The organism is Spirosoma sp. 48-14 (assembly GCF_001898575.1).
Lineage (GTDB): Bacteria > Bacteroidota > Bacteroidia > Cytophagales > Spirosomataceae > Spirosoma.
In genome coordinates this window covers 191,897-205,085 of the sequence record NZ_MKUD01000006.1, presented here as the reverse complement: position 1 = coordinate 205,085, position 13,189 = coordinate 191,897, and the positions used below count along the sequence as shown (strand labels likewise).

Sequence of the window (13,189 nt, the reverse complement as noted above, 5' to 3'; positions counted from 1 at the left end):
CAGGAGGCTTTTGTTAATAAATCACTGGTTTTTTATTAGCAGACGCCTTGTCTGAAATTTTTTTTATCTCATGCATAGCTTGTCTACCGTCTATATTAAACGACTTAATAGACGGATCAAAAATTGAAACAACAAAAGCAATAGTATCAAAAACCTGATCTTGTTTCCTGGCCCGTTTGAGCTTTCGACGATTCTTCATTAAACCATAAGATATGTATTCTACCTCACTTACCTTATAATTTCGCAAAGCTTCCTGAAGCGTGAAATAGCTTTCTCTCACGGCTTTTTCAACAGCTCTACATTTTGATTCAAGTTCAGGTACCTCAAATAGCAGTTCTTCCGCCACTGAAGTATGCTCAACAACTCTCTTCTTATTATCTGGATACATAATCTTTAAAGTTACGAAATTGCTCTTTGTTCTTCAAATTCAATTCTCCATGCCAATCACTTCCCATTAAAACAGGTTTCATGAAATCTAGAGCAGCCCATAAATCCATAGGAAAAGCTTTACCTTTTGGATTTTTGTAATAATACGTATTGTATATCTTTTCTACTACGCCAAACTCATGATTACTTAGCAACTTTTTAGCTTCCTGTAGAATAAAGTCTACTTCGCTTCTTATGGTTGCACAGAAACCATGTCTCGCCCATGTATACCCCCCTCCGCTTAACCCAGCATGTACTGAGATTACCTTTGCATTACAATTTACATATTGTTGCAGGCTTTCTCGGAAAACAGGTTTAATAAGCCCCTTGTTACGACTGCTCTTGGGAATGACGCAATAAATGTGATTAACCTTAATAGCGTTGGCTTTTACTGAAAACTCTCGCACAAAAGCAAGTGCGTTATCTTCATCATCACATCCGTTGTGATAATTAATTCGAAGTTTATTAGATGATTCCTCGAATCTAATTTCCCTTATTATGTATTTATCCGTCGTATCTGAAAACTGCTTGTCTACGACTTTCAGTAATGCTAACAAATTAAAATTTCGAAATTTAGTTTGCATGAACCGTATAAAGGAGTCAATGTTATCAGATATGAGTTGGTAGCCTAAAAACTTTAACTCCTCAGCATCACTATTAGTGAATTGATATATTTCGGGAATAAATTCCAAATCCTCCTAACTGTTTATTAATACAAAGAACATCAGAAAAGTCATTGGGGATAGCCCCAAAAACTCTTTAACCAAAAAGGCCGAATGTTCCCATCCGACCTTTCAGTTATAACAAGGTTATCTATTTACTCGACAACGGCTTCGGGCTTTCTAACGGTGATGGTCAGGTTTTCACCTTCACCACTGTAATCAGCCATAATTACGTCGCCTTCTTTCAGTTCGCCTTTCAGAATTTCCTCAGCAACGGGGTCTTCGAGGTAGCGCTGGATAGCCCGGCTTAATGGACGAGCACCGTACTGCTGATCGTACCCTTTTTCGGCCAGGAAGTCCTTCGCTTTATCGGTCAACTCTACCCGATAACCCAGGTTGATGACACGACCCAGCAACTTACCGAGCATGAGATCGATGATCTTGTGAATATCTTCACGTTGCAACGAGTTGAACACAATCACATCGTCGAGACGGTTGAGGAATTCAGGCGAGAATGCCTTCCGCAACGCACTTTGAATCGTGCTCTTCATCAGTTCATCCTGACTCTCCGCATTCCGCTTGGTAGCGAAACCGATACCGGCACCGAAGTCTTTCAGATCACGAACCCCAATGTTCGACGTCATGATGATGATGGTGTTGCGGAAATCGACCCGGCGACCCAGACCATCGGTCAGGATACCATCGTCTAGCACTTGCAGCAGGATGTTGAATACATCCGGGTGCGCTTTTTCGATTTCGTCAAGCAACACAACACTGTATGGTTTCCGACGGATTTTTTCGGTTAACTGCCCACCTTCTTCGTATCCAACGTAGCCCGGAGGAGCACCCACCAGACGGCTCACGCTGAATTTCTCCATGTATTCCGACATGTCGATTCGAACCAGCGCATCGTCTTTGTCGAAGAGGTAGGTAGCCAGCACTTTCGCTAATTCCGTTTTACCGACCCCGGTTGGGCCAAGGAAAATGAACGAGCCGATCGGTTTCTTCGGATCTTTCAGACCAACCCGCGTCCGTTGAATGGCTTTCACCAGTTTCTCAATGGCAGCATTTTGTCCGATAACCCGACCTTTCAGTTCTTCGCCCATGTTGACGAGCTTCTTGCCTTCGTCGTTCGAGACGCTCGTAACCGGAATACCTGTCATCATCGCAACGACTTCGGCCACGTTTTCTTCGTTGACCGTATACCGACGTTTCTTGGTATCTTCTTCCCAGGCTTGTTTAGCCCGCTCCAGCTGATCGATCAGGCGTTTTTCCTTGTCGCGGAGCTGAGCCGCTTCTTCGTACTTCTGGCTCTTGACAACCTGATTTTTCTCTTTCTTGATATTCTCGATCTGTTCTTCCAGTCTCAGAATATCTTCGGGAACGGTAATGTTCGAGATGTGTACACGAGCACCTACTTCGTCGAGGACGTCGATCGCTTTATCGGGCAGGAAGCGGTCAGAGATATAACGCTCCGACAGTTTCACCGCAGCTTCGATAGCCTCTTTGGTGTAGTTGACGTGGTGGTGATCTTCGTACTTATCCTTGATATTGTTCAGGATTTCGATGGTTTCGTCAATCGATGTAGCATCAACCATCACCATCTGGAAACGACGAGCCAGAGCGCCATCTTTCTCGATGTACTGGCGGTATTCGTCAAGCGTAGTAGCGCCGATGCATTGAATGTCGCCCCGTGCCAGAGCCGGTTTGAACATGTTCGAGGCATCGAGCGAACCCGAAGCGCCACCGGCTCCAACGATGGTGTGCAACTCATCGATGAACAGAATCACTTCCGGCGATTTTTCCAGCTCGTTCATCACGGCCTTCATACGCTCTTCAAACTGTCCTCGGTATTTGGTACCAGCCACGAGCGACGCCAGATCGAGGGTAACCACCCGCTTACCGAACAACACCCGCGAGACTTTCTTCTGCACAATGCGCAGGGCCAGTCCTTCAGCGATGGCAGTTTTACCAACGCCCGGTTCACCAATCAGGATTGGGTTATTTTTCTTCCGGCGGCTCAGGATCTGGGCCACGCGTTCAATTTCTTTTTCACGGCCAACGATAGGGTCAAGCTTACCTACTTCAGCCAGTTTGGTCAGATCGCGTCCGAAGTTATCCAGAACGGGAGTCCGGGACTTTTCAGACCCTTTCGGATCTTTTCCTGAGCTGGAGCTGCTTCCGCCAAACATGCCCCGGTCATTGTCGTCATCGTCGGTTTCGGGGCCCATCACTGGTCGGCTACCCGATGATTGATATTCCAGCATCTCCTTAATGACTTCGTAATTAATATTAAATTTATTGAGAATCTGCGTGGCGACATTGTCTTCATCACGTAGAATCGACAGCAGAAGGTGCTCCGTTCCGATGAGCGGGCTTTTGAAGATTTTAGCCTCCAAATAAGTGATTTTCAGGGTTTTTTCCGACTGACGAGTCAGCGGAATATTCGCCAGATTTTTCACATTGTTGGTAGCGGTTCCTTTCGTGGCCTGTTCAATGGTAACCCGGAGTTCGTCGAGCGAGATGCCTAATTTTTTAAGCAAGCCGACGGCCACACCCTCCCCTTCACGAATCATACCGAGCAGCAGATGCTCTGTGCCAATATAATCGTGGCCTAAGCGTAAGGCTTCTTCCCGGCTCAGCGTGATAACTTCCTTTACGCGATTTGAGAATTTTGCTTCCATTCGTTTTAGGGTCTCCTTAGGTAAGCGTACTATACTGGCCTAACGAAGAGTTTTAAGGATTTGTTCACTCTCCCGAAGGCCGGCCTTCAACACGTCCTTAGCGGCCGGTCCCTGGCAGAACAACAGGTCTATGACACTTAAGTTAGGTACAAATTCAGGTCCAAAATTTTGTGGATACGACACTGGCCGATGGAATATGTACGATTCTGGCCTATTAGCCGGATTTATGCAGGATCGGGCGTCAACGAAGCCGACCGAGGGCACTTTTTCATACCATTCTGTCAGGTTCAGGTCGATACGCACCTGCATCAATTTCAGACAAATTGTCAGCAACTCATAATTCAAGTCGAATAAAAACGTCCAGTGTTTTCGATAATACGGCTCAATATCGGGCGCATAGTATTCGAAAAATGGAGCTTTCCCATAAGCGGCCTGAATACATCGCCAGTGATGAACCTGCCAGTTCTGGTCATTAGCCACCCGAAGGTCGCGAATAGGCAGGTGCCGGGTCCCCTGTTGCACAGGCACAGTAAGGCTGTCCACCTTATTTGCCGTCAGAACGTAGCAGCGATTTCTGTAACTTTGCTTTTGGTAATGCTCCTGCGCTTCCAGCCACACCTTACCGAAGTTCATTAGCCCCGACAGGAAATCCAGACAGGGAAGGTAATGTAACTCGATCAGTAAATTTGTGGAGTCAGGTGTTAATGGGTACGTTTCCAATGACAACTCATGTATCCGTTCACAAGTAAAGCAAAAAAACAATACCACCAACTAATTTTGGTATTTTTTTAATTTTTCAATTATACTTTTTTTTCGCCGTGGGTTCGGTTTAGGTTCAACCAATGACTTTTTTTCGACTTTTATCCCGTTTACCGCTGAGTATCCTTTATGGTATTTCTGATATATTAGCCTTTCTGCTCAACTATGTTATCCGCTACCGCCGAAAGGTGATTTTAGCCAATTTAACCCAGTCGTTTCCAGAGAAATCAGGCGACGAAATCAAGCAGATTATCAAAGGGTTCTACCATAATCTGTCCGACATACTGGTTGAGACGATCAAGCTACCCGGCCTGTCACCAGAAGACCTCAAACAGCGGGTTCGATTTACCAATGCCGATATTGTAAAAGCCTGTTTACAGGCAGGTCAGGCCGTTATCGGCATGGCTTCACATCAAAGCAACTGGGAATGGTTACCGTCAGCGGCTGTATTAAATGGGATGCCTACCGATAGTATCTATAAGCCGTTGACCAGTGCGTTTTCAGAAAAAATGATGCAGATGATTCGGTCGAGTTTTGGGGCCGAACCAGTTCCGATGAACAACCTGCCCCGTCGGATGGCTTCGCATAAAAATGTACCCCGTATCATTGCGCTGGTGGCGGATCAGGTTCCGAATGTACCCGAACAGGCTTACTGGACAGATTTTCTGCATCAGGATACACCTTTTTATCCAGGAACTGAGCGGCTGGCACGAAGCCGAAATTTGCCGGTGTTTTATCTAGAATTGGTTCGAATTCGTCGGGGTTATTACGAAGCTACTTTTTTTCCTGTTGGCTCCCCACCTTACACTGACTTACCTACTGGAGCGTTGCTGGAACGCTACCGGGATCTACTAGAAGCTACGATTCGCAAGTACCCTTCCGACTGGCTGTGGTCGCACCGCCGATGGAAGCACTGGCGGGGCAAATACGCGAAGATTGAGGCAAAGCTGGATTAATTGTCGCCAATACGTACACTTTTCAGCCTGCCGTCGTTTATATGATATGCTACCTGTCGACATATTATGTTTTTTTATGACTATTTCATCTATAATTTGTTATATTTATGACAGTTAGTAGTTTTTGTACTCTACCGTTCTGTACACGTAAATGATTTTTCTGCGTCTTTTAGCCCGTTTGCCCTTTCCTGTTCTGTATGGTATTTCAGATATCCTATATGTTGTTCTAGCCTATATTGTGCGCTATAGACAAGACGTTATTCGGGAAAATTTACGCCTATCGTTTCCTGAAAAATCTCCCGATACGATCCAACAAATAGCCAACGATTTTTACCGAAATCTTGCCGATATTCTCGTTGAAACAATCAAGTTATCTGCCATTAAGCCCTGCGAACTAAAAAAACGATTTTTATACACCAATCCCGAATTAATCAAAGAGTATTTAGCGGCTGGTCAGACGGTTATCTGCACAGGTTCTCATCAATGCAACTGGGAATGGGTTCCTTCTGCTGCGGTTGTTATTGATATTCCGGTGGATAGCGTGTATAAGCCTCTCACCAATCCGGACATGGAAAAGTTTATGCAGGAATTGCGTGCCACGCATGGAGCTGTGCCAACCCCCATGAACTTACTGCCCCGGCAAATGGTAATCCGAAGAGGCATCCCTCGTGTAATTGCATTGGTGGCAGACCAGGTTCCGAATGTACCCGAACAAGGCTATTGGATGGAGTTTTTGAACCGCGATACGCCTTTCTACCCAGGTACAGAACGATTAGCCCGAAGTAAAAATTTACCTGTATTCTTCCTGGAATTGGTTCGTATCCGACGAGGTTATTACGAAGGTACCTTTAAACTTATTGCCTGTCCGCCGTATACAAATATCCCTGAGGGCGCTATTCTCGAAATGTATAGAGATCAATTACAAGCCAATATTTGTAAACACCCTTCTGACTGGCTCTGGTCACATAAACGTTGGAAGCACTGGCGGGGAAAATATGCAAAAATCGAAGCGAAGCTAACGTAGAGACGCAATACCTTACGTCTCTTTCGCGTCAGCAATAATTATCGTCCATTGGATCAAGCCTACACTGATCCAATCTTTATCCCATTGAGGCACTAGAACCGTCTGGTCGTGAGCCGCAAGGTATTGCGGTCTACAACGAATCCCGACGGGCTTTTTCGGCTCGTGACGAATCTCGTTTGGCTCTGACCCGATCGCGTTCATTAATGATAGCCCCTTCGGCTTTATCTAATCCCCGATCCACAGCCCGACCCGTTTTGGTAGCAGCACTGTCGATAGCTTCGCCAGCTACTTTGGCTTTGCTCTTAGCGCCTTGAGCAGCTTCGTCGGCTGTTTCGCCAATAGCCCGGCCTGTATTCTTCAAATCCTCCTTCATACGGGCTTTGCGTTCTGCTTTTTCCTGCTTACGCATTTCTTTCCGCTCCTGCTTCGTCATGTTGGCTGTAGCGTCCTGGGCGTAAGCTCCCAGGCTAATCATAAAAGCAACAGCAAATGCACTTAATATCTTGGTTTTCATAACGTTTAAAATTTACATTTCGGTTGAAGTATCTATAAACACCGTTTATAACAGGCTTCATTTCGAATGTAATTAACTGATTTAAGAGACTTTTGTTTCTTGAATCAGGTGTGCAAGAGAATCGACCAACATAATAACCATACTACTATGGTTGTTGATAGGATGCTTTTCTACGCGAACGTTTAGGCAAAACCATACGTTTTCCCATCAACCGATACCAAACCGAAAACGCGGTTTTTGCGTACCTTTGTAAGGTCAAACGGCGCTGCCGCTATCTGTATGCTCGACTCGTTGATTACCCCTTCACAATCAGCCAACTTATCTGGTTCTCCTGTTCTTTACACGCCTTCGCTAACACAATACACCCGCCGAAAAACGGTTACGGTCAACATAGGCGATGTACCGCTGGGCTCCGATTATCCAATCCGTGTGCAGTCGATGACAACGGTGGATACGATGGACACACTCGGTTCCGTAGAACAGACCATCCGCATGATTGAAGCTGGCTGCGAGTATGTACGCATCACAGCCCCCAGTGTAAAAGAAGCACAAAACCTGGAGAATATCCGTAAGGAACTCCGGGCAAGGGGCTATACCACACCGCTCGTTGCCGACATTCATTTTACCCCCAATGCTGCCGAACTGGCCGCGCGTATTGTTGAGAAAGTTCGCATCAATCCGGGCAACTATGCCGACCGCAAACGCTTTGAATTTATCGATTATACTGATGCGGCCTATGCATCGGAACTGGAACGAATTCGGGATAAGTTTCTGCCGCTGGTACGGATATGTAAGGAGTATGGTACCGCTATGCGAATTGGCACTAACCATGGTTCCCTCTCCGACCGCATTCTGAGTCGGTATGGGGATACACCCGTTGGTATGGTGGAATCGGCGCTGGAGTTTCTGCGGATTTGTGAGGACGAGAATTATTACAACATCGTCCTGTCGATGAAGTCAAGTAACCCACAGGTGATGGTACAGGCATATCGTTTACTTGTTCAACGACTGGATGAGGAAGGGTTAAAACCATATCCGCTCCACCTAGGCGTAACCGAAGCCGGTGAAGCTGAAGATGGCCGCATCAAATCGGCATTGGGGATTGGTACTTTGCTGGAAGATGGCATTGGCGATACGGTTCGGGTATCGCTCACCGAAGAACCCGAACGCGAAGCACCCGTTGCTCAGGCGCTGATTGATCGGTACACCCATCGGGCAGCCGAAAGCAAACCGATTCCGGAAATTACCAGCTATCCGATCAATCCATTTCAATATACACGTCGGACAACGCATGAGGTCGCTAATTTTGGTGGACAGAATGTGCCACGGGTCATTGCTGATTTCAGCCAGATTCCCGTCCGTCAACATGATGATCTTAAACCCATCGGTCATTTTTATCTGCCGGAGCCAGACAAATGGCGGATGAACGACCTGGGTGCCGATTATATATATCTGGGTTCGCAACCCGCAGCGTTCATGCTACCGAATGGCCTGAAACAGATTCTTGACTATGCTAGCTGGCAAACAGTTGCGGATCAGACCAATGCGTTCCCTCTGCTCACAGCCAGTGAGTATACACAGGCTCAAATAACAAAAGCCCCCTTACACCCTCGCCTGAATTTCGTCCAGCTGTCGCTTTCGGAAGTATCTCCCGACTTGCTCACTGCGTTACGAAACGATCAAACCGTTGTTCTGCTGGTCACAACCGACAATGCCCATGCGATGCCCGAACTGCGTCGATTATTTGTAGAGCTGATCAATCAGGAACTTACTCTTCCCGTAGTCGTTCAACGCGGCTATTCAGCTATTCCTTCTGAAGATATTCCGTTGTATGCCGCTACCGATGTGGGTGGTTTGCTGATCGATGGACTGGGGGATGGTATAATACTGTCACTTGTGGTGTCGGGTTCTCAAACCCGACATGAATTGCTGACGCAAAATGTCGGGTTTGAGAACCCGACACCACAGGTGATAGCCAGCGAGCTAAAAGCACTTAACAACCTGTCGTTTGGGATTTTGCAGGCTGCGCGGACACGTATTACCAAAACCGAGTACATCTCATGCCCGTCCTGTGGCCGTACGTTGTTCGACTTGCAGGAAACGACAGCCATGATTCGCCAACGGACCGACCATCTGAAAGGAGTTAAGATTGGTATTATGGGCTGTATCGTTAACGGTCCTGGCGAAATGGCCGACGCAGATTATGGTTATGTTGGTATTGGCCGTGATAAAATATCGCTATACCGAGGGCAGCAGGTTATCAAGAAATCGGTACCTGCCGATCGTGCCGTCGATGAACTGATCGAACTCATTCGGGAAGATGACCGCTGGATCGAACCAAGCCTGGTTAACGAATAATGAAAAATGTAGCATGAATAGTCAGGCTTGCGGTAATGTTTACCCGTTGAGGATTGTTATCTGGAGAAGCAATCGCATTATCCGTTTTTCTTTGTACAGTATACATTGACACTCTCGTGAACAGACTCCTTAATTATCTGAAAATTGGGCCGGTCTTTACCTATTTCATACGGGTATTCCGCAAGCCCGATCCAAACCAGCCAACCAGCACAAACCTGCGTATGATGCACGGTATCAATCGAATTTCGATTGTGATGTTTCTGATGGCCATTGTTGTGTACACAGTTCGTCACTGTACCCGATGAATATCGAAACCATACGCGACTACTGCATTGCCAAACCGGGCGTTACCGAATCGTTTCCATTTGGGGGCGATACGCTCGTTTTTAAAGTAGGAGGCAAAATGTTTGCCCTATTGGCAACAGAAAGCCAGCCCACGACAATTAACTTAAAATGTGATCCGGAACGGGCTGTACAGCTTCAGGATGAGCATCCCGCAGTAGCGCCGGGTTATCACATGAACAAGACACATTGGAACACAATAACTGTTAACGGGAGCGTTCGGACAACCGAGCTTCAGGAGTGGATCGACCACTCCTACGAACTCGTTCGGAAAAGTTTACCCAAAGCCGTTCAGGCGGCATTAAACTGATTAAGTTACTTGTTCGATCGTCCCTGAAGCGCTAAATTCGCAGGATTAGGAAAACCAGAGGAGATATGGAAATTACCTTATTATGTCTGCTTTTTGGAATTTATATGACCATCCGGTATTTCCTGGTTGACCACGACACTGTCTCTGAAAAAGACCTCAAACGATTTCAGAGAGGCATCGATCTGGTTCAGCAACGGAATATTTCGGACGCTTACTCATACTTCGATAAAGCCGTTCGGCAACACCCGAAATCAGCTATTGCGTATGCCTATCGGGGTAAGTGTCAGCTTTTTCAGGAGAATTATTACTCAGCTATTTACGACCTGACCGAAGCCATCAGCCGGGATAATACCCTGGCCGAATGCTACCTGGATCGGGGCGTAGCCTATTACCACACGGCCGAATTTCAGTTGGCTTTCCGGGAGTTCGACAAAGCGGTATGGCATTACCACGATGAGCAACCTGATGCCTATCGCTGGCGGGCATTAGCCCGGATTCAACTTCGGCAATTACCTCAAGCCGAAAACGACCTGCGTCGGGCGGTCGTACTGGGAGATGAGAATTCGTTCCATCTGCTCCTTCAACCGCCATTTACACGGCCTATTTACCAGGGCAAATGAGACTAGAACGTGGATTGTCAGGATTCGTAGATTTTAACGAATCCTGACAATCCACGTTCTAGTCTCAATTCTGCGGCTGCGGGTCAATGTTGAACATATTGACCCGTTCTTCTTTTTTGCGGAGCCCGAAGTTATACCGCAATGTCAATCCGAATCGGCGGGTATCGTTTCGACGTAATCCATTGGCCGATACCGATCCTTGCTGAAGGGTAAAGTCGTAAAAGTTCGTAAAAAAGATGTCATTCGCGGTCAACGTTACCATCAGTTTGTCCTGCATAAATTTCCGATTCAAACTCAGGTTGAGTGCCCCGAAATTGCTCAACTCATAAAATTGAAGCTGGCCTTTCGTACGAATAAATCCATTTAGAGTTAAGGTAGAGCGGGTGTCGATCTTGAGCGAATGATAGGTAAAAAATGACCAGCTTCCGCGCTTAAAATTTAGCGGACGATTTTCATAAACCCCCGAATACTCGTTGTAATTGTACTGCGCTCCCACGACAAAGAAATACCGCTTGATGGGCGGAATACCAGCCAGCACACGAAAATACGTCTCTTTATTCGTACCCAGATTGTCGTACGTTCGGTACGCAATACTCCGATTGATGGGGTCCTGATACACGACATTCGTAAAAATATCACGGGTATTATTCTGCCCGATCGCAAACAAAGGCCGATCTTCTACACTGATGTTTATCTCGTAATTTTCGGTGAATTGAGGTCGCAGCGCCGGATTACCCCGATCGTACAGGTATTGATCGACATAACGCGCTGCGGGATTCAGGTAATCGTAGGCAGGACGGGTAATGGATCGCCGATACACCAGATAGCTCCGTAGTTCATACCCGGCAATTTTAGCAACCCGACGACTTAGGTATACATACGGGAACAAATCGGTCCGGTTAATTTTAAATGACGTATCTGTCGGTATTCGCTGATGCCCATTCATGTTCGTGTTCTCCAACCGAAGACCCGCCTTCAGCAGGAATGGCCCGATTGTTTTGGATGCCTGGGCATAGGCCGAATTGATATTTTCCCGATAATCAAAGGCATTCGTCCGGCTACCATTTGGTTGCCGCTGATTCGCGATCACCGTAAAATAATCTTGCCGACTAGTGAATTGCTGCCAGGTTAGTTTGGCCCCTGTTTCAACCGTAATTGTTTTGGTGAGCTTATATTTTAAGTCGGTTTGCAGGGCAATCAATTGGCGTTGCGAATCAAAGTTGCCATCACCACGCGTCTCGGGGCGTTCAGGCAACGAGTACTGTGTTGAGAATACCTGATCGCCCCGGTTGCCGGTGTAGTTGTATGACACATCGGTAATCCATTCAGACCCCAGCGTATCGATTTTATATTTCAGGTTTGCTCCCTGACTAATCGAAAGCATGCGATTAGATCCATCTGTCAGATTCAAATTATCTGACACCAATCGATTGAGACTAAGCTGGCTGATCTGATTCCGATTGGCAGCCGATGACGACGACTGATTCCAGGCAAAGCGCCCATCCAGATTTAAATCCCATTTCCGGGAAAGCTCGAATCCCAAGCCATACCCGGTGTAAAAAACATGAGCCGGGTACGTTGTATAGGCATCCTGCCGCAAAATGGAATCGGGCGAAAATGTTCGATTCGTCAGAATCTGCTCATACGAATTCCGGTGGGTATAATTCAAATTCAGATAGGATGTCCGTTTGCCCCGGCTATTGTTCAGATTCAACCCAACAAACTGATTACCAAATCGCCCCTGGTTAAAACCCGCGTTGGCGGACCCGGTCATCCCAAGGCTAATTCCTTTCTTCAGAACAATATTCACGACCCCACCACTACTACTGGCATCATACCGCGCCGAAGGAGTTCGAAGAATCTCCATACGTGCTATGCTATTCGGTGGCAGGCTTTTCAAAATGGACGCTATATCGGCGGCACTCATTTTCTGTTCCCGCCCATTGATGTAAATCGTAGCGGGGGTCGTACTGCTCAAATACACGTTCCCATCCGGGTCCAGAAAAAGCCCCGGCGTTTTTTCCAGCAATTCGTAAGCACTGGTACTTGTAGCCGCCACTGGCTCCGGGTCAACAATCATCTTATCGTCTTCCTGACGCACCAGAGGTTTAGCAGCCGTTACCGACACAGCCCCCAGTTGTACATTGTCGGGTGTCATTACCAAAGTCAATAGCGGCTGCGTTGAGGTTAGCAAAGGCTCTTTTCGAAGCGGTTTATACCCCACCGAAGTCACCAGGAGTCGGTAGGAATGACCAGGCGTTAAGATAAACGCAGCCCGGCCTGCCGTATCACTCAGCGCATACAGTTTACGGGTCGAATCGGCTCGGTCGGTTAGTTGCAGGGTTGCCCCTATAACAGCCTGTTGGTTGGCTTCCTGGATACGGATGCGGAGCGAATTAGGCTGGGCAATAAGTACAGATGATCTACTTAACGTAAGAAAAAAGCAGAACAAGATGGCGCAGAAACGAATCATTCAAAAACAAGTTACCCGGCAAAAGTAATCGTTTGTCGACGAAACGACTAACGAAGGCTTC

General features: G+C 46.9%; 12 protein-coding genes. 6 read left to right on the top strand and 6 right to left on the bottom strand.

Annotation, left to right across the window (positions count from 1 at the left end):
• Positions 1–13 precede the first annotated feature (13 nt).
• From BGO59_RS06345 to BGO59_RS06330, 4 genes are all read right to left on the bottom strand, one after another.
• Positions 14–388, bottom strand: coding sequence for a hypothetical protein (locus tag BGO59_RS06345; RefSeq protein WP_293682312.1), 375 nt, complete (start codon positions 386–388; stop codon positions 14–16).
• Positions 375–1,118, bottom strand: a complete 744-nt coding sequence (locus BGO59_RS06340; protein ID WP_293682309.1) for a hypothetical protein — start codon at positions 1,116–1,118, stop codon at positions 375–377. Before BGO59_RS06340 ends, BGO59_RS06345 begins: the two co-directional genes overlap by 14 nt.
• A gap of 125 nt (positions 1,119–1,243) precedes the next feature.
• A complete protein-coding gene (locus BGO59_RS06335) occupies positions 1,244–3,772 on the bottom strand; it encodes an ATP-dependent Clp protease ATP-binding subunit (RefSeq protein WP_293682306.1) in 2,529 nt (842 codons plus the stop codon).
• 39 nt (positions 3,773–3,811) lie between these two features.
• Positions 3,812–4,492, bottom strand: coding sequence for a WbqC family protein (locus BGO59_RS06330; RefSeq protein WP_293682303.1), 681 nt, complete (start codon positions 4,490–4,492; stop codon positions 3,812–3,814).
• Positions 4,493–4,614: 122 nt separating this feature from the next.
• Here BGO59_RS06330 and BGO59_RS06325 point away from each other — a divergent pair, with 122 nt between their 5' ends.
• On the top strand, positions 4,615–5,487 hold the full coding sequence (locus BGO59_RS06325; protein ID WP_293682300.1) for a lysophospholipid acyltransferase family protein: 873 nt from the start codon (positions 4,615–4,617) through the stop codon (positions 5,485–5,487).
• A 151-nt stretch (positions 5,488–5,638) separates the two neighbouring features.
• Complete coding sequence (locus BGO59_RS06320; RefSeq protein WP_293682297.1) at positions 5,639–6,511, top strand: lysophospholipid acyltransferase family protein; 873 nt, start codon at positions 5,639–5,641, stop codon at positions 6,509–6,511.
• Between the two features lie 130 nt (positions 6,512–6,641).
• Here the strand turns inward: BGO59_RS06320 and BGO59_RS06315 are convergent, their stop codons facing one another.
• On the bottom strand, positions 6,642–7,025 hold the full coding sequence (locus tag BGO59_RS06315; protein WP_293682294.1) for a hypothetical protein: 384 nt from the start codon (positions 7,023–7,025) through the stop codon (positions 6,642–6,644).
• A 279-nt stretch (positions 7,026–7,304) separates the two neighbouring features.
• Here BGO59_RS06315 and ispG point away from each other — a divergent pair, with 279 nt between their 5' ends.
• The 4 genes from ispG (at position 7,305) to BGO59_RS06295 (ending at position 10,655) form a co-directional block, all read left to right on the top strand.
• Positions 7,305–9,383, top strand: coding sequence for a (E)-4-hydroxy-3-methylbut-2-enyl-diphosphate synthase (ispG, locus tag BGO59_RS06310; RefSeq protein WP_293682474.1), 2,079 nt, complete (start codon positions 7,305–7,307; stop codon positions 9,381–9,383).
• A gap of 116 nt (positions 9,384–9,499) precedes the next feature.
• Positions 9,500–9,688, top strand: coding sequence for a DUF6728 family protein (locus tag BGO59_RS06305; protein ID WP_293682291.1), 189 nt, complete (start codon positions 9,500–9,502; stop codon positions 9,686–9,688).
• Positions 9,685–10,035 carry an MmcQ/YjbR family DNA-binding protein gene (locus BGO59_RS06300; protein ID WP_293682288.1) on the top strand — a complete coding sequence of 117 codons (351 nt, stop codon included), beginning with the start codon at positions 9,685–9,687 and terminating at the stop codon, positions 10,033–10,035. The genes BGO59_RS06305 and BGO59_RS06300 overlap by 4 nt, the downstream gene beginning before the upstream one ends.
• Positions 10,036–10,100: 65 nt before the next feature.
• Positions 10,101–10,655, top strand: coding sequence for a tetratricopeptide repeat protein (locus BGO59_RS06295; RefSeq protein ID WP_293682285.1), 555 nt, complete (start codon positions 10,101–10,103; stop codon positions 10,653–10,655).
• Positions 10,656–10,719: 64 nt separating this feature from the next.
• On the opposite strand, the gene BGO59_RS06290 is transcribed toward BGO59_RS06295, so the two are convergent.
• On the bottom strand, positions 10,720–13,128 hold the full coding sequence (locus BGO59_RS06290) for an outer membrane beta-barrel protein (RefSeq protein WP_293682282.1): 2,409 nt from the start codon (positions 13,126–13,128) through the stop codon (positions 10,720–10,722).
• Positions 13,129–13,189: the final 61 nt, after the last annotated feature.

Coding starts and splice junctions, on each gene's coding strand:
- BGO59_RS06345 (WP_293682312.1), bottom strand. CDS start 388: ATGTATCCAGATAATAAGAAGAGAGTTGTTGAGCATACTTCAGTGGCG.
- BGO59_RS06335 (WP_293682306.1), bottom strand. CDS start 3,772: ATGGAAGCAAAATTCTCAAATCGCGTAAAGGAAGTTATCACGCTGAGC.
- BGO59_RS06325 (WP_293682300.1), top strand. CDS start 4,615: ATGACTTTTTTTCGACTTTTATCCCGTTTACCGCTGAGTATCCTTTAT.
- BGO59_RS06320 (WP_293682297.1), top strand. CDS start 5,639: ATGATTTTTCTGCGTCTTTTAGCCCGTTTGCCCTTTCCTGTTCTGTAT.
- BGO59_RS06315 (WP_293682294.1), bottom strand. CDS start 7,025: ATGAAAACCAAGATATTAAGTGCATTTGCTGTTGCTTTTATGATTAGC.
- ispG (WP_293682474.1), top strand. CDS start 7,305: ATGCTCGACTCGTTGATTACCCCTTCACAATCAGCCAACTTATCTGGT.
- BGO59_RS06300 (WP_293682288.1), top strand. CDS start 9,685: ATGAATATCGAAACCATACGCGACTACTGCATTGCCAAACCGGGCGTT.
- BGO59_RS06295 (WP_293682285.1), top strand. CDS start 10,101: ATGGAAATTACCTTATTATGTCTGCTTTTTGGAATTTATATGACCATC.
- BGO59_RS06290 (WP_293682282.1), bottom strand. CDS start 13,128: ATGATTCGTTTCTGCGCCATCTTGTTCTGCTTTTTTCTTACGTTAAGT.